The following is a 16,841-nucleotide window of genomic DNA, read 5'->3' as shown; positions in this document are numbered from 1 at the left end:
TGACAGTCAGCGGGTGGAGTGGCGGTAGGGCACGGTCGGCCCCACCTCGTGCAGGTCGAGGCTGGCGGCGAACCTCCGGAAGGCGCCAGGCGACTTCGGGTGGCGAGAGGTGTCGGTGGGCACAGGCATAGTTCGGGTCGTTTTCTTCATGTCTCAAGTCTCTCGTGACCTGGGGTCATGCGTCCAATGATTGCAGATCATCACACACATGCGCGATAGTCATGTGTTATGGAGACGAGAGATCTGCGGTGGTTCCAGCAGGTGGCCGACGGCATCACCCTGACCGAGCTGAGCGAGGTGGAGGGCACCACCCAGCCGGGGGTTTCCCGGGCGCTGGCGCGGCTGGAGCAGGAGGTCGGCACCGCCCTGCTGCACCGCTCCGGCCGCACCCTGCGTATGACGCATGCCGGGGCCGCCTTCAAACGTCACGTGGACACGCTGCTCCACGAACTGGACGACGGCCTGGCCGCCGTGCACCAGCTGGTCGACCCCGAGACCGGCACGGTGACGCTGGCCTTCCACTCCTCGCTCGGCACCTGGCTGGTGCCGGATCTGGTCAGCAGCTTCCGCGCCGACCACCCGGAGGTGCGCTTCCTGCTGAGTCCGCAGGCGGAGGCGGCGGACACCAGCGTCGGGGCCAGGAGCGGCATCGACCTCGAGCTGTCCACCATGCGACCGCACCCCGGGGCGGCCCGCTGGGCGCGGTTGGCGGTCGAGCCCCTGCTCCTGGCCGTGCCCGCCGGACACCCGCTCACCGACCACGACGAACCGCTCGACCTGACGGACGCAGCGGACGAGCCGTTCGTGCTGTTCCGGCCGGGCTCGGCGCTGCGTGAGCGGACCGACGAGCTAGCCAGCCGCGCCGGCTTCACGCCGCAGCCGGCGTTCGCGTGCGAGGACCTCGCCACCGCGCGGGCGTTTGTCGCCGCCGGGCTCGGCGTCTGCATCCTCCCGCCGGGGCCGACCTCCAGGACCGACGCCTCCCCCGCCCAGCTCCGCTACCTCCGGCTCGCCGACCGCCTCGCCGTCCGCGAGATCGGGCTCGCCTGGTCCGACGAGCGCCAGATGCTGCCCGCCGCGCGACTCTTCCACCAGCACGTGCTCGAGCGCGCCTCGCAGAACTACTACACAAACTCCAGGGCCTGGTGAACGAGGGTCACTGTCAGACGCGGCTGCCACACTGAGTCGATGTCGATCCCGCACGAGCCAGAGCCGGTCCCGAGCATCTCTGAGCTGCGCGCCTGGTTCACCCGGTCCCGGCCCCGCATCGGCACCGGCTGGCCTGCGCTCGACGTGGTCACCGAGGGCATCCCGATCGCCGAGACGACGGCCGTGCACGGTCCGCAGAGCCTGCGGCTGCAGATCCTGGCGCGGATGGCCGCGTGGGCTGCCGGCGAGGGCTTCTCGGTGGTGATCGCCTCGCGCGCCGTGACGACGGAGGAGCTCTGGTTGGCGGTCGGTGCCGGCGGGCTGGGCCTGCCGCCACGCGCACTGCTGGAGACGAGGGCGCACGACACCTGGATCGATGACCGCCTGCGGGTGCTGGATCTGCGCGTCCTTGGCGGCTCCCGCGCCCCCGAGAAACTCGATAAGGCACTCGCCGACCGGGTGCCGTCGCTGCTCATCGTCGACGACTACCTCGGCAACGAATACCACTGGGCGGAGGCGCTTGGGGCAGCCGAGCTGGACGTCAACGCCAAGCCCCGAGAGCTGAGCGCCGCCCTGGTCCTCGGCGGCGGGTCGATGGAGAGTTTCAGCGACTTCCTCGATCGGGGGGTGCTCACCGTCCGGGTCGTCCCCGACGACGACGGCAGCCGCACTCGCATCACCTGTTATGACGGGTCGACCCGGCGCAACAAGGTCGTCCTCCTGCGCGACGGCTACCTCGAGCCGCCCCGTCCCGACCAGCCGATGCTGCGGCGCCCCGGCGCGACCAACATCTGGCAGGAGCGCACCGGCCAGGACATCTCAGACTTCGCCCGCGCCCTCGGTGCCGACCTGACGGAGCTGGTGTGGGAGCAGGGACACGACGTGGGCCCGGACTGACCGCGCGTTGCCCCACCGGCCCCTAGGGTCACTGGCATACTGTCGACATGCCGTGGCGCAGAACGCTCCACGCGCGGGAGGATCTGCTCAGGACGGCGCGGCGGCTGCTGGCCCAGGACAGCACGCGCGTCCTGACGCTGACCGGCCTGCCGGGCGTGGGCAGGACCAGCCTGGCCCGGGCGCTCGTCGCCGGTGGTGCGCCTCAACAGCTGCCCGTGCCCTTCATCGACGCCCGTCGCGCGACCGAGCCCGGCGCCCTCGCCCGAACCGTGCTGGACGCCGCAGCGGTCTTCGACCTCATCGTCGTCGACGACGCCGACCTCGCCCCGAGTGCGGCAGCTGAGCTGACGCGGGTCTTCGACACACAGCCTGACGCGCGACTGGTGGTGACGGCCGGAGCCCCCCTCCGCCTGCCCGGTGAGGCAGTGGTCCGAGTGCCGCCGCTGCCCGAGCCCGACCTGTCTGACGACCCCGAGACGTATGCCGTGCAGCCGGCGGTCCGGCTCTTCCTCGACTCCGCCGAGCGCAGCGGAGCCACCCTCACCCCTGACCGGGAGACGCTGCAGGACGTCGCCGCCATCTGCACCGCGCTGGGCGGGCTGCCCCAGGCCATCGTCCTCGCAGCCGCGCGCACCCCCACTCTGACCCCGGCGACCTTGCGGTCCCTGCTGGCTGACGCTCCGCCGTCGACCGTCATCGCTCACCAGTCCGCCGCTCATGGGCATGACCTCTTCACCGCGATCGCCTGGAGCGAGTCCCTGCTGGACGGGAGTGCTCGGGAGCTGCTGGCCGACCTGGCCGTCTTCGCCTCCGCTGTGCCGCTCGAGGCGATCGTGGAGGTCATCGCCCAGGACGACCTGGTCAACCCACTGGCGGTGCTGGTGGACTCGCACCTCGCGCAACCGGTCCACTACGACACCGGCAGTGTCTATCGCCTGTCCCCGCTGGTGCGTGAGCACGCCGCCACACTGTTGTCGCGCAGGCCGGAGCGTGCCGCCGAACTGCGCGCACGGCATACGCACTGGGCGTTGGGGGTCGCCCACGAGTCCGGCAAGCTGACCGTCTCTGGCATGACGACCGATGCCCTGTGGCTCGCCGCAGAGCTGGAGCCGGAGATCATGGCCGCTCTGCAGCGCTCGGTCGACAATGGCGATGTCGAGGCGGCTGCCCAGCTGCTGCTGGGCATCGTGCCGTGCTGGTTCAGCCAGGCCGTGACTGAGTCCGAGAAGGGCTGGATCGACCGGGTCCTGGCCCTCGTCGAGGAGCACGAGACTGACCAGGAGCTGCTGGCGATGCTGCTGGCCTGGCGAGGCCTGGTCGGTGTCGAGCTGGCGACAGAAGCTGCGGGGGTGGCCGCTGCCCTGCCGGACCTGCAGCAGGCCCGGGACCTGGCGGAGCCGATCGGCGGACAGCTGCTGACCCGGGTGCTGATGCTGTCGGTGCTGGCGGGGCGGGTGATGGGTGACCGGAGCGCCCTGGAGCCGCTGTGTCGGCGAGGCCTTGAGGTGGCCGGGCAGCTGGGCGACGTCGCTGCCATGACGTCCTTCGAGGCCTGGGCGGGCATGTTGGCGCACCAGCGCGGCGACATCGACGAGGCACTGCGCTGCGCCCGCGCCGCCTTTGAGCGGGCGCAGCGCCTCGGCAACCCGAGGGTCATGCTGCTGCCGGCGGCCCTACTGCGGACCCTGCCGTCAGGCACACCGATCGGCGACGACGTGCCCAGCTTTGCGGAGCTGCTGGACTCTGCCCGGCGGGTCCAGGACAACCGCTCCCTGGCCTGGATCCTGCCGAGCGCGACGATGTCGGCGCTCGTGGACGGTGACCTCGACACCGCGGCGACCCTGGCTGTGGAGGCGCTGCGGCGTGCGCGCGCCTCGGGCAACCCACGTCGCTATCTCGTGCCGACCCTGACCACGACCCTGTTGGCGCACGAACGCGGAGACGACCATGTCTCCGCGCGGCTGCAGGGAGCCCTGAGCCCGTTCCGGCAGGTGCTGGCGCCGGCCCTTCCCCCGTGGGTGGTCCGGGACTATGGCGACAGCATCTTTGGGCCGCAGCCCGACCTCGCGCTGCCGCCGACCGCCGAGGAAGCGTTGGCCCTGCTGCAGGTGGCAGGCGAGGACGCCCTGAGCTACGCACGGTCCCTGGCCGCAGCGCCCGCGATCCGGCTGGTCGCGCCGCTGGAGGACACCACCGGCCTGCTCCCGCGCCCCGAGGAGCTCACCGACCGCGAGCGTGAGGTGCTCGGCAACCTGCCCTCGGGTGCCTCCAACAAGGAGCTGTCGGTCCAGCTGGGCATCAGCGCCAAGACCGTCATGCACCACACCTCGAGCATCTATCGCAAGCTCGGCGTCCGCGGCCGGTCCGAGGCGATCTCCTGGGTGCTGCGGCACCAGGACGAGCTGGGTCAAGGCGACGAGCACGCGAGGGGCAACCGAGCCTGAGCGCGCCCGCGACAGCCCGGTCCAGAGCTCAGGACCCCAGATTGGCCATCCGGGTGAGTCGGGGCGCCGACAGCGGCTCCAGGTGCTCGGTCAGGTAGGCGGTCAGCGCATCGGTCTCGCGCTCCAGGCGTTCAGCTGACGGCGTGAACGGCGTGCCGTCGAAGTAGCGGGGTGGCGTGCCCTCACCCTCCGGGCTGCCGTGGTCGGCCTCGATCGACTTGCGCCACTTCTCGGCGTGGCCGCGCCACTCCTGCTGATCCACGAGGCTGGGTTCGGTGAACCAGACGTTCCAGGTCAGCAGGTTGCCCGGCAGCAGCAGGTTGCCCGAGGAGATGTTGAAGACGTCCATGACGAGCTGGTTGAAGCCATCGACCACCTCGTCGCCGGTCCTGGCGATGGGACCGATCTCCACCTCCACGTTGCCCACGGTCCAGGCCTCGTGGTCGTGCAGGGCGAACGCTGGACTCTCGAACAGCTCGGTCTGCCCCTTGCGCACCGGGAAGACCGGTTGGCTGGGGTCCTCTCGACGGTGCGTTGACACCTGTATGGCGCGCGCCTTGTCTGCGGGAAAGGGCAGGCCGTTGTCGGCGAACAGGGCCCAGAGGAACTTCACGAGCGGGTTGGCCTTGGCGCTCGGCGTGAACCAGATCTTGCCGGCCACCGTCATGTCCGCAGCCAGGGTCCGCTCCGGTTCGTCGACCCAGCCCCGCTGGCCGGTGACGGAGACCTCCACGTTGAGGCAGCCCAGGGAAGCCGAGCACGTCCCCTGCTGCGGGCAGATGATCGAGTAGACCCGGCCCTCGTCGTCGTAGCCGATTCGTGAGATGTCGGGTGCGAACATCTGGAAGCACCTCGACGCCGCATCCCCTGGCACCGTCTCCCAGCTGAACTCCGGCCACAGGACCTTCTGCTGGCGCTGGAGCTTGTCGATGTTGTCCATGTTGCCCAGCATCGGCAACGAGGACAGGTCGGGGTCTGGGTAGGCGAAGGCCGGGTCGGACTGTGCGAAGCCCCCGACCCACCCGGGTGGAACGGCGAAGGCTGGGTCGACGGCCATGGTGGAACCCCTCACGCTCGACATCCCCCTGACGGAGACGTGGTGCCTCGACCGTAGTGGCCCCGGGCCTCCGGGTCTAGGGTGTGCCCCCTCTGATCCAAGCCACCCGCGAGCGGCCCGCTGAGCCCTGTTGTGGACTCAGCAGACCTGAGCTGACTGCCCTGGGCCCACGGGAGGTCTGCCTCTTACTGACGGTACGTGCTACGCCACCGACGGTCCTTCTCAGACGACACCGGTCCTGCGGACGTGCAATAGCCCCCAAGGGTTGTTCCAAGAGGTGGTCGCGTGTGATTATCTCGCCATGCCAGAAACGCAGGGGTTCTTAGACCAGCTGGCTGAGATGGCCAGGTCTCTGGAACATGAGCAGGGCACCCAGGGGACACTGGAACTGGCGGTCTCGGCAGCCACTCACATCATCGACGCCTGCGACCTGGCCGGGGTCTCCATCGCCCGCCGCGACGAAGTGCGCACCCGCGCCGCCACTGACGACGCCGTGCTGGCGATGCACGAACTGCAGTACCAGTTAGGAGAGGGCCCCGACGTCCAGACGCTACGCGATCACGAGACCGTCTACTGCCCCGACCTGAGCACCGACCAGCGGTGGCCCCGGTGGGGACCGCGGGTGTCCAGGAACTGGGTGTGCGCAGCGTCGTGAGCTACCGACTGTTCACCACCAGCGACACGTTGGGCGCACTCAACTTGTTCTCACGCACCCCCCACGCCTTCGCCACTGAGGACATCGACAACGGACTAGCCCTCGCCGCACACGTTGCCGTCGCGGTCGCTGAGGAGCAGAACGACCAGCGACTCCACGTCGCGCTGGCGAGTCGGACCGTGATCGGGCAAGCGCAGGGCATCCTCATGGAGCGCTTCGACCTGTCCGCCAAGGACGCGTTCCAGGTCCTCATCCGGTTCTCCACCCACCAGAACATCAAACTGCACCGCGTCGCCAGCCAACTAGTCGCCACCCGCAAGATCCCCTCCAGCTCAGACACCAAGGGAAGCGATCACGAGCAGCAATCCTCGTGATGCTGAACGTTCTTGCCTGAGGCCGAGCACCGCTAGCCCGTACGTCCCGATGACCGGCAGAGTCAGGACTCATCTGCCCTGACAACGCGCCGAGCAGTAGCGCCATTCAGGACCGTGCAAACGAGGCGTAGGCGCGTTCCTGCTCCTCGGCCATCGAGTCCCCACCGTGCCCCTCCCCTTCGATCACGATGAGCTGGCTTCCCGGCCAGGCGCGGTGCAGCTCCCACGCTGTCGCCAGGGGGCCGCTGACATCCAGCCGCCCATGGATGAGCACCGCCGGTAGGTGTGCGATCTCACCGATCCGGTCCAGGATGCCGCGCTCGCCGAGGAATCCGGAGTGCGACCAGAACCAGGTGACCTGCGTGGCGAAGGTCAGACGGAATGCCGGATCCTCCTCCCGCAGCGGCGAGAGCGGACCCGCGACCAGCGACATGTGGACGTCCTCCCACGTGCACCAGGCAAGGGCGGCTGCCTCCCGAACCGTCAGGTCGGGGTCGGCGAGCCGCTCGACATACGCATCGACCACCCGCTGTCCCGGACGCCGGCCCGAGGCCAGCTCGAACGCCTCCCACTCCCTCGGGAAGATCCGCCCAACTGACTCGCTGATCCAGCTCACCTCGGCGCGGCTGGTGGTCGTCACCGCGATCAGCACGATCGCGCTCACCCGGTCGGGATGGGCCAGCGCGTAGGCAAGTGCGAGGGTCGAGCCCCACGAACCTCCGGCCACGAGCCACTGCTCGATGCCAAGATGTTCCCGCACAGCCTCGATGTCGCGGATGAGCCGCTCGGTGGTCAGAGCTGTCAGGTCAAACCCGGGTGCGCCCACCACCGGCCGGCTTCGGCCGCACCCGCGCTGGTCGATGCCGATGATCCGCCACACCGCCGGGTCGGGTCGCCGGCGATAGCCGCCACCGCCCAGACCGCTGCCCGGACCGCCATGCAGCCAGATCATCGGCTTGCCGGCTGGGTTGCCCGACTCCTCCCAGTAGAGCTGCGTGCCGTCATCGAGATCGAGCAGCCCCGAGGCGAGTGGTTCCACAGCGGGGAATGGCATCTGCTCATCCTCCCGCAGATCAAGCCCCTTCCGATAGAGCCCCGAAGGAGCAGTCAGCTGCCAAATCGGTGTCAACGGCGCCCGCACCAGAAACTCGACGAAGCAAGGGAGTGCGCCGTCGGTCCTGGGAGAATCGTCGCCGGCGGCGAGGAGAGGAGCCGCGCCCGCCCACCGTCCCGGCAAGCCCCAGGTCACAGACCCGGTCCCCTGGCTGCCAGTACTGTGCAAGTTAGAACAGATGCTCCTGGGCCAACGCACCCAACCACTGCGATCAGCCAAGTGACATCACTGGGACCAGCCCCGCCGCGGTCGACACCAGGTTCGGGTCGTCCAAGAGCTCGGAGTCGGTCCAGAACGGGTGAGAGAGTTTCAACCCAGGCACGCCCTCCCGCGTGTGGAAGTTTGAAACCGTCGTAAGGCCCAATCTCCCAGCACGGCAGGGCATTCATCTGTTACGGCACGCTCCCGCTCCAAGATCATCGGTGGATCGAGTCCAAGACGTCGCAGGCGCGTCGAGCCAGGGTCCGGCCCCAGGTTGCGCAACTCGACCAGTGGCCTGAGCATGCCCTCGGTCAGGGCGTCGATCACGGACCTGATCTGCGTCCGGGCGCCGCACGCGGTCGGGTCGCGGTAGGCAGCAATTATCCGTTGGCGATCCACCCGCTGTTATCGTTCCGCCGAACGGTGACCGACACATCGGCTACGGTACGGGCGGCGGCGGCGATTAGGGGGTGCCCGTAGTACGCCGCTCCGTACGCACGTGCCGGCTCCGGTCACTGCGCCACACACCCAGGTCGGCTCCGCCAGGAAGCAGCGTGCGAACGCAAGAGATTCAGCCCGCTGGCTCGCGGGCCTCACGTAGCGGCGCCGCGGGGCGTATGAACTGCGCTGCGCAGCATCTCCCTGGCCCGACCGGTTGCGAACTTGGGCCACGCCGGCACGCCACTCGTGCCCTGTCCCTGACGCGGGCTAGCATGCCTCAGACACAGAAGGGCAACCCATGACCGAACCCGTTGAGGAGTTTAGCAACATAAGAGACTTGCTAGACAAGACCTCCGAAATAGACTACAGCACCTTCCCCGCAGCTTTTGTCCGCGATGCGTACGATGTTGCCAGGATGCATGTAACACGTGACAAACCGATCGGACTTGCACTTGCAGCGCTCTTCGATCTGGCAGTAACGGCGCTGTACCTGGAACGCGTCCCAACCGACTCTTGGTACTACTGTGACGCCGGGAGCGACCCGTACTTGGTATATCCATTCGTGAATGCGTGCCCGACGTGCACCCTTAACGGCTCCTTCATTCACCTGCGTGCCGGAAAGCCTCAATCAGCCAGCATTGGCAAAGCGACTAGTACGATAATATCGGCATTTCTCGATCGGCAAGCCAAGTACGCAAAGGGCGCCAGCTACGAGGTCCGGACCCTTTCTGATAATGGCATGGTCGACGCCGTGCTCCTGGGGCCGCAAATACTTGGACTCTTCGAGATCAAGTCAGCGCCGCTAATGCCCTTCCCGATTGTTATCCCGACGACAAGGCTGACCGTCCTAGATGACGATATCGGTGAGGTTGTTCCGAAGCCGCCCCACACTATGGCTACCACACCTAACGACCAGAGCGCACACCTCATAATTGACCCACAGCTCACGATTCCAGTCGGGAGTCCGCATCGATTCACAACACAAGACCACTACTCAGAAATCCTCGAATGGCTCGCCGATATCGAGAACTTCCATCTGTTTACCGATTCATGGGGACGAACTTTCGAAGGTTACGCTAACGCCCAGAACCGCAGCCAAACCTACTGGCTGACTAACGGGTGCGGGACCCCCAGCCCGCGGCCGGAAGGCTGGCCTCGCCGCACGGGGCAAGGTTACGAGAGTATCAGCGATGGTAAGAGTTCCGTCGGGCTCGATCGAACAGACGACGTAAAGAAGGGAATATACCAGGTGCTTAAGATATCTACTCATTACAAGGAGTTCTTCCCTAGTGGCCAAAGAGACGTCTTCGCCGCCCTCGTATCCAATATTCACGCCGTGAAGCATCATGATGACTACCTCGGTGAACTGGAAGATTTAGTGTGGACCCTTGACGGCCAGACTCGCAGTTACGTGATCGCGAGGAACGAAGCCGAGACAGTTATCGAGACCCCTCACCTCTATAACCTCTTCGACGCTTTGATTTGTTTTACAAGGTCACATTTTCGGAACCGTACCCTCGAGGAAATTTATGCATTCGGCAATTGACAGCCTCCACACATACAGCACTAACTCACCGCTAGTCGTGGAGCGAATCCGCCATCTTCCGGTCGGCGGGCGCATGAAAGATATACCGAGACACCTCTGGCATGATTCGTACATTAGGATCGGCGAAAAGAAGACTGGTGGCCCCAATCTCCGTCTCCTCAGACTCGATCCTGCACTGCCGTCTAACACCATTACTGCCTATATCTTCAACAAGTTTGCACACCCCAGCGAGGATCGGTACATTACCCCGCGGGAGGCAGCACGTCTTCAACAGTTCCCCGACAGTCACTCATTTGCCGGCACCATCACAAACGTCCAACTTCAGATTGGTAACGCGGTTCCTGTTGGTCTCGCCAGGGCTGTGGCAGCATTGGTGCAACAACGGCTCCGGCGACACGCGCCCCGTAGGGAGCTCAATGCAGTGAGCCTTTTCTCTGGAGCTGGCGGAATGGACTTGGGCTTCAAAGACTACTTCACGATCGTGAGCGCAAACGAGTATGTTCCAACATTCGCTGAAACTCTGCGCAACAACTTCCCTACAACCGACGTGATTAATGCGAGCATCACCGATATCAGTGGGCGCGACCTAGCTCGTCGTGGACATATCGATGTGCTATTTGGCGGACCTCCATGCCAACCCTTCAGCGCAGCAGGAAAGCAGCGGGGGGTCGACGACCCGCGCGGAATGTTAGTGCGAGAGTATTTGCGAATAGCAGCTGAACTCCGGCCCAAGTATTTCGTGCTGGAGAATGTTCCAGGACTGGTTTCGAACGCTAAAGGTGGGGCTCTCAAGTTCATCAAACAGGAGGCTGCCTCCATTGGCTACGCAACTGAACACCATGTCCTGCATGCAACCGACTACGGCGTTCCCCAGTTGCGCAGACGCTTGTTTGTAATCGGTCGGCAGTATCCTGATGAACCACCGTTGGGCCGCCCATTCCCGTCCCACGGGACACCGGGGAGCCAGGATGGCTTCCTACTGCGCCCCTGTGCGACCGTCGGCAGCGCGTTTGCAGGTCTCTCAGCAGCCCAGCCTAGGATCGGTAGCCGCGGTGCAGGAGTTGCCTGACGGTTGTAGGTCTTAGTCGCGGGAACTTCAGTGTCCAACGGACTGACCTCGCGCATCGTCTGGCTGTCCTGCCGACAGGGTGTGGTTGATGGGTGAGCCGCTTGATCTAAGGGGCTCTTCACATTCCAGGGTGTAGTTTGGGGTCTGAATCCGCCGGCTTCCAGGAGTGCTCGGGCGATGTAGTGGGTGAGGTTGCGGAAGCCGAGGGCCAGTCCGTGGAGGTGCTCAAGGCGACCGTTCCCGGCTTCGGTGGTCCATTGGTGCGAGGCCGGTCGAAGTAGGCCAGGACGTCGCAGGCGCGGCGGACGAGGGTGCGGCCCAAATTGCGCAGCTCGACCAGCGGGGCGGGGCACACCCTCGGCGAGTGCGGCGATCACGGACCTCATCTGCGTGCGGCCGCCGGCGCGGTCGGGGGCCCGGTAGGCGGCGATCATGCCGTGCAGGACCGACTCAACGGGCTTTTCGTCTTTGAGGGTGGGGTCATAGGTTCAGGCCTCCGCCGATGAGGAGCATGCGTAGGCGGTAGTTCTCGAAGTTGGTCAGGCCGCGGGCGAGGCGGTGGTGGAGCTCGATGAGGCCGTTGATGGCTTCGGTGCCGCCGTTGCTGGCGCCGGTGTCGAAGCAGGCCAGAAACGCCTCCTTCCACGTTCGTAGGGACCGCCCGAGTCGTGCGATCTCGGGGGTCGGGCAGGACGGGAACGAGGTGAGGATGCGCTCGGCGATTTTCTTGCCCTCGGTCTTGTCAGCGTCCTTGTAGGCCGAGCGGAGCAGCTGGGCGGCCTGCCAGGTCAGGTCGACCTCCTCGTGGGCCTCGCGGACCGCGAACGTTCGCTCGATGCGGCCTCGTTGCTTGTCGGTGAGGTTCTCTTCGCTGGCACGCGGGATGTTCTGGATCCCGTACAAGGGGTCGCCTTTGCGACCGCGGAGTCCGGTGGTGGCCTGCTGCACCCGGCGCCTCACTTCGTCCACGCACTGGGTGCCGGGCGCGACGACGTGGACGACGTCCAGGACGGCGGTCGCCTTGGCCAGCTCCTCATCGATCGCCACCTTGTACCCCTGGAACGGGTCGAGGGTGGCCACTTCGACACCGGCCTTGAAGTGCTCGCCCCGCGCGTTCAACCAGTCCCTGTAGGCGGCCTTCGTCCGGCCCTGGACCAGGTCCAGCAACCGGGCCCTGACCTGGCCGTTCTCATCGACGGACAGGTCGACCATGCCAGTCAGCCCCTTCGGTCCGCGGCCGCCGTCGGCGACCGCCCTGGTGGAGACGTGGTGCCAGATGTGCTCATCGACCCCGAGGGTGGCGACCGCGGCGAACCGGGTCTCTTCGGCCGCCGCGGCGGTCAGGATCGGCTTGATCGCCGCCCGCACCGTGCGCCAGGCCGTGCCGAGCTGGCGGGCCACGCCCTGCACTCTGGCGTGCTCCCGGCGGATCTGCCCGATCGCCCACCGGGCCGCCCGGGTGGTCAGCAACCCACGCGGCCGGGCCAGGTCGAGGTCCTGCTCGGTGAAGGTGCCCCTGCTACACAGCGTCTCCCGGCACCGATAGCGGCGCTTGCGCCAGGTCAGCACGACCGGGGTGCCGAAGCACGGCGCGTCGACCAAGCGCACGACCCGCCGACCGTGGGACTGGGCCACCACCCCGCACGCAGGTCACACGACCGGGACCGGCTCGGACTCCACCGTCACGGTAAGCAGATCAGGCACGCGTTCGACCTCGAGCACATGCAGCCCGTTCAAGCCGACGAGCAAGTCACAGTTCTCGCAGTACGCGCCGCCCGCGCCAGGAATGCGGCAGCACGACGTAGGCTCAGACACGTCTAGGTCCTTGAGATCGGGAGAGGTAGAAGTCCCCTGATCATCGAGGACCTCGACCCCATCCCCAGCTCACCCCGCCCTACGGCGCGTCGCCATACCCCACCCTCAAAGACGAAGAGCTACTCAACGACCGGCCACGCAAGCGGCACGGCTAGAAGAGCCCCGCCGAGATCTATGCCCAGCACGTACCAGAATCAGAGCCCACTGTTGCGACGACCGGTTGCATTCGCCTGCTTCTGGCACGGCTGCCCGACGCACTGGGCGACGCCACAGACCAACCGGGAGTGGTGGGACTGGACGCTGACCGCCAATCAGGCTCGGGACGCAAACACAGATCGCAGGCTTGAGGACCTCGGCTTCGTGAGCCTGCGTATCTGGTAACACGTCCATCCTTCTGAGGCGGCGGACCAGGTTGCCGACCTGCTAGCCACTCTCCGTCGTCGTTGACAGTTGGCGCCGCCGTGGTGCGGGGGAGGTTGGTTACTCCCCCGCACCACGGCGGATCTCGTGGGCGGTCAGCTTGTCAGCTGCAACCGCTGGTGGAGCCGCAGCCCTCGCAGACATAGCAGGAGCCGGCACGCTGCATCTTCGTGCCGCAGGTCATGCACATCGGCGCATCGGCCGACTTGCCCTGGAACTTGTCCATCAGGTCGGCCGAGGAGTGGATCTGCGCTTCGACCGGGCGGATGGCGGCAGCAGCCTTGTCCTCGGTCTCAGGCTTCTCCGCCTTCTTGGTGGAGGTGGCCACGGACTGGCTGTAGGACTCCAGCTCGTCCTCTAGGGCCTCGTCGTCCGAGTCACCCGAGTCCGAACCCGTCTGGTAGGAGCCGGTCTCTAGCTCACGGGTGCGCTCCTCCGCGGAGTGGATGCCCATGTAGTCGCGAGCCTCGAAGTCCAGGTAGTCCAGCGCCAGGCGGCGGAAGACATAGTCCATGATCGACTGCGCCATGCGCACGTCCGGGTCGTCGGTCAGACCGGCCGGCTCGAAGCGCAGGTTGGTGAACTTCTCGACGAAGGTCTCCAGCGGCACGCCATACTGCAGGCCGATCGAGACCGCGATCGAGAAGGCGTCCATCACGCCGGCCAGGGTCGAGCCCTGCTTGCCAAACTTCAGGAAGATCTCGCCGAGGGTCTCGTCGTCATAGGTGCCTGCGGTCAGATAACCCTCGGCGCCGCCGACGGAGAACGACGTGGTCTGGCTGGTGCGGCGCTTGGGCAGGCGCTTGCGGACCGGGCGGTACTCCACGACCTTCTCGACCTTGGCCTCGGCCGCGCCGGCAGCCTTGTCCTTGGCGGTGGAGCCTCCGTCGGACAGCGGCTGGCCGACCTTGCAGTTGTCTCTATAAACGGCCAAAGCCTTCAGACCGAGCTTCCAGCCCTGCAGGTAGACGTCGGCGATCTCCTCGACCGTGGCCTCCTCCGGAAGGTTGACCGTCTTGGAGATGGCGCCGGACAGGAACGGCTGCACCGCAGCCATCATCCGCACGTGGCCCATCGGCTTGATGGAGCGCTCACCCATCGCGGTGTCGAAGATCTCGTAGTGCTCGGTCTTCAGGCCCGGGGCGTCGATGACGTGACCCTTGTCGGCGATGTGCTCGACGATGGCCTCGATGGTCTCCTCGGCATAGCCCAGCATCTTCAGCGCACGCGGGATGGTCTGGTTGACGATCTGCATCGAGCCGCCGCCGACCAGCTTCTTGAACTTGACCAGTGAGAAGTCCGGCTCGATGCCGGTGGTGTCGCAGTCCATCATGAAGCCGATGGTGCCGGTCGGCGCCAGGACGGAGGCCTGGGCGTTGCGATAGCCCTGCTTGTCCCCCACCTTCACGACCGCGTCCCAGGCCTTGGTGGCGGCCTTGTGGATGTCGGAGTCCATCACGTGCACGGTGCGGATCTCGTCGTTGGCAGCCTGGTGCTTGCGCATGACGCGCTTGTGCGCGTCGGCGTTCTGGGCATAGCCGTTGTAGGGGCCGACCACGCCGGCCAGCTCGGCCGAGCGCTTGTAGGCCGCACCGGTCAGCAGCGAGGTCAGCGAGGCGGCCAGCGCGCGGCCACCCTCGGAGTCATAGCCGCGGCCGGTGGCCATCAGCAGCGCGCCGAGGTTGGCATAGCCGATGCCCAGCTGGCGATAGTTGCGGGTCGTCTCCCCGATCGGGTCGGTCGGGAAGTCGGCGAAGCAGATCGAGATGTCCATCGCGGTGATGACCAGCTCGGCGACGGCCTGGTATTTCGGCACGTCGAAGGTGTTGTCGTCGCGCAGGAACTTCAGCAGGTTGAGCGAGGCCAGGTTGCAGGACGAGTTGTCCAGCGACATGTATTCGGAGCACGGGTTGGAGGCGGTGATCCGGCCGGTCTCGGGGTTGGTGTGCCAGTCGTTGATCGTGTCGTCATATTGGATGCCCGGGTCGGCGCACTCCCATGCGGCCTTGGCCATCTTGTCGAACAGGCCGCGGGCGTCGACGGTCTCGATGACCGAGCCGTCCATGCGCGAGCGCAGGCCGAACTCATCGCCCTCCTCGACCGCGCGCATGAACTCGTCGGAGACACGGACCGAGTTGTTGGCGTTCTGGTATTGCACGGACACGATGTCCTTGCCGCCGAGGTCCATGTCGAAGCCCGCGTCGCGCAGGGCGCGGATCTTGTTCTCCTCCTGGGCCTTGGTCTCGATGAACTCCTCGATGTCCGGGTGGTCCACGTCGAGGACGACCATCTTGGCCGCACGGCGGGTCGCGCCACCGGACTTGATGGTGCCGGCGGAGGCGTCGGCCCCACGCATGAAGGAGACCGGGCCGGAGGCGGTGCCACCGGAGGAGAGCAGCTCCTTGGAGGAGCGGATGCGCGAGAGGTTCAGGCCGGCACCGGAGCCGCCCTTGAAGATGAAGCCCTCCTCCTTGTACCAGTTGAGGATCGAGTCCATCGAGTCGTCCACGGAGAGGATGAAGCACGCCGAGACCTGCTGGGGGCTGGCGGTGCCGACGTTGAACCACACCGGGGAGTTGAAGCTGAAGATCTGGTGGATGAGCGCATAGGTCAGCTCGTGCTCAAAGATCTCCGCGTCCTCATCGGTCGCGAAGTAGCCGTGCTCCTTGCCCGCCTTGACATAGGTCAGCACAACCCGGTCGACGAGCTGCTTGAGGCCGGTCTCGCGGGCCTCGGTGCCGAGGGCGCCGCGGAAGTATTTCGTCGTCACGATGGTGGAGGCGTTGGCCGACCAGAAGTCCGGGAACTCCACGCCGCGCTGGTCAAAGATCGTCGCGCCCGTCTTCCAGTTCTGCTGGACGACATCACGCTTCTCCCAGGTCACCTCGTCATAGGGGTGCACCCCCGGCGTGGTGTAGATGCGCTCGATCTTCAGACCCTTGCCGGCCCGTCGTGAGCGGGAGCGTGCGGCGCTCGTCTCCGTCATAATCCTTAACTCCTCTTTGGTGTGTGCTGACCCTGTTGTTTCAACGTCTCGTGCGGTGCTTCTAGTCCTGCTCCGGTGGTTCCCACCCACCGTCCCACCCACCACCGACAGAGTCGGTGACCTGGGGAAACGTGCTTGCGCTACGGCATACTCGCTGCCGTGTCGGGCTCGCTCCCCGTCGCCTCGCGCTCGGCGCGCAGCAGGGTGATCGCCCCCTCAAAATCCTCCAACGAGTCGAACGCCTGATAGACGCTCGCGAACCGCAGGTAGGCCACCTCGTCCAGGCACCGCAGCGGCGCCAGGATCGCCAGACCCACCTCGTGGGCGTCGATCTCGGCCTGCCCCTGTGCCCGGATCGTCTCCTCGACCTGCTGGCCCAGGATCTGCAGCTCGTCCTCGCTGACCGGCCGGCCCTGACAGGCCTTGCGCACACCCGTCAGCACCTTCTCCCGGCTGAAGGGCTCGGTCGCGCCAGAGCGCTTGGTGACGGCGAGCGTGGCCGACTCGACCGTGCCGAACCGACGCCCGCACTCCGGGCACTGGCGACGGCGCCGGATGACGGTCCCGTCCTCCTGGACGCGGCTGTCCACCACGCGAGAGTCAGTATGACGACAGAACGGACAGTGCATCTCTGACCTCCTCCGATGGTTGGGGATGTGCGTGTGATTGTGCG

12 protein-coding genes and 2 pseudogenes are annotated in these 16,841 nt (G+C 66.4%); 7 read left to right on the top strand and 7 right to left on the bottom strand.

Features of this window, described 5'->3' with window-relative positions; genetic code table 11:
- Window positions 1-6 precede the first annotated feature (6 nt).
- Window positions 7-150 carry a hypothetical protein gene (locus NF557_RS05360; RefSeq protein ID WP_252622365.1) on the bottom strand — a complete coding sequence of 48 codons (144 nt, stop codon included), beginning with the start codon at window positions 148-150 and terminating at the stop codon, window positions 7-9.
- Between the two features lie 78 nt (window positions 151-228).
- On the opposite strand from NF557_RS05360, the gene NF557_RS05355 reads away from it, so the two are divergent.
- The 3 genes from NF557_RS05355 to NF557_RS05345 are packed head-to-tail and all read left to right on the top strand — an operon-like array spanning window position 229 to window position 4,490.
- Entirely contained in the window at window positions 229-1,149 is a 921-nt protein-coding gene (locus NF557_RS05355; RefSeq protein ID WP_252622363.1) for a LysR family transcriptional regulator, read from the top strand.
- Between the two features lie 39 nt (window positions 1,150-1,188).
- Complete coding sequence (locus tag NF557_RS05350; RefSeq protein WP_252622361.1) at window positions 1,189-2,046, top strand: hypothetical protein; 858 nt, start codon at window positions 1,189-1,191, stop codon at window positions 2,044-2,046.
- 47 nt (window positions 2,047-2,093) lie between these two features.
- Window positions 2,094-4,490 (top strand): LuxR C-terminal-related transcriptional regulator, encoded by a 2,397-nt coding sequence (locus NF557_RS05345; RefSeq protein WP_252622359.1) that lies wholly within the window; start codon window positions 2,094-2,096, stop codon window positions 4,488-4,490.
- A 28-nt stretch (window positions 4,491-4,518) separates the two neighbouring features.
- On the opposite strand, the gene NF557_RS05340 is transcribed toward NF557_RS05345, so the two are convergent.
- A complete protein-coding gene (locus NF557_RS05340; RefSeq protein ID WP_252622357.1) occupies window positions 4,519-5,547 on the bottom strand; it encodes a hypothetical protein in 1,029 nt (342 codons plus the stop codon).
- A 340-nt stretch (window positions 5,548-5,887) separates the two neighbouring features.
- On the opposite strand from NF557_RS05340, the gene NF557_RS05335 reads away from it, so the two are divergent.
- The gene (locus NF557_RS05335) at window positions 5,888-6,202 is read left to right on the top strand and encodes a hypothetical protein (protein WP_252622355.1); all 315 of its coding nucleotides are present in this window, start codon (window positions 5,888-5,890) and stop codon (window positions 6,200-6,202) included.
- A complete protein-coding gene (locus NF557_RS05330) occupies window positions 6,187-6,576 on the top strand; it encodes an ANTAR domain-containing protein (RefSeq protein ID WP_252622354.1) in 390 nt (129 codons plus the stop codon). The genes NF557_RS05335 and NF557_RS05330 overlap by 16 nt, the downstream gene beginning before the upstream one ends.
- 106 nt (window positions 6,577-6,682) lie before the next feature.
- Here the strand turns inward: NF557_RS05330 and pip are convergent, their stop codons facing one another.
- A complete protein-coding gene (pip, locus tag NF557_RS05325) occupies window positions 6,683-7,630 on the bottom strand; it encodes a prolyl aminopeptidase (protein ID WP_252622352.1) in 948 nt (315 codons plus the stop codon).
- 1,000 nt (window positions 7,631-8,630) lie between these two features.
- Between pip and NF557_RS05320 the strand changes: the two genes are divergently transcribed.
- On the top strand, window positions 8,631-9,878 hold the full coding sequence (locus NF557_RS05320; RefSeq protein ID WP_252622350.1) for a hypothetical protein: 1,248 nt from the start codon (window positions 8,631-8,633) through the stop codon (window positions 9,876-9,878).
- A complete protein-coding gene (locus tag NF557_RS17775; protein ID WP_425342958.1) occupies window positions 9,862-10,947 on the top strand; it encodes a DNA cytosine methyltransferase in 1,086 nt (361 codons plus the stop codon). The genes NF557_RS05320 and NF557_RS17775 overlap by 17 nt, the downstream gene beginning before the upstream one ends.
- A gap of 137 nt (window positions 10,948-11,084) precedes the next feature.
- Here the strand turns inward: NF557_RS17775 and NF557_RS05315 are convergent.
- The 4 genes and pseudogenes from NF557_RS05315 to nrdR form a co-directional block, all read right to left on the bottom strand.
- Window positions 11,085-11,381 (bottom strand): annotated as a pseudogene (locus NF557_RS05315) (transposase); the annotation flags it as partial.
- Between the two features lie 46 nt (window positions 11,382-11,427).
- Window positions 11,428-12,762, bottom strand: a pseudogene (locus tag NF557_RS05310) (ISL3 family transposase).
- A 523-nt stretch (window positions 12,763-13,285) separates the two neighbouring features.
- Window positions 13,286-16,168, bottom strand: coding sequence for a vitamin B12-dependent ribonucleotide reductase (locus NF557_RS05305; protein WP_252622348.1), 2,883 nt, complete (start codon window positions 16,166-16,168; stop codon window positions 13,286-13,288).
- A 140-nt stretch (window positions 16,169-16,308) separates the two neighbouring features.
- Complete coding sequence (nrdR, locus tag NF557_RS05300; protein ID WP_252622346.1) at window positions 16,309-16,797, bottom strand: transcriptional regulator NrdR; 489 nt, start codon at window positions 16,795-16,797, stop codon at window positions 16,309-16,311.
- Window positions 16,798-16,841: the final 44 nt, after the last annotated feature.

Origin of the sequence: Ornithinimicrobium cryptoxanthini (genome assembly GCF_023923205.1) — a bacterium.
Lineage (GTDB): Bacteria > Actinomycetota > Actinomycetes > Actinomycetales > Dermatophilaceae > Ornithinicoccus > Ornithinicoccus cryptoxanthini.
Note: the sequence above shows the minus strand (reverse complement) of the source record. Positions and strands in the feature narration are given on the sequence as shown.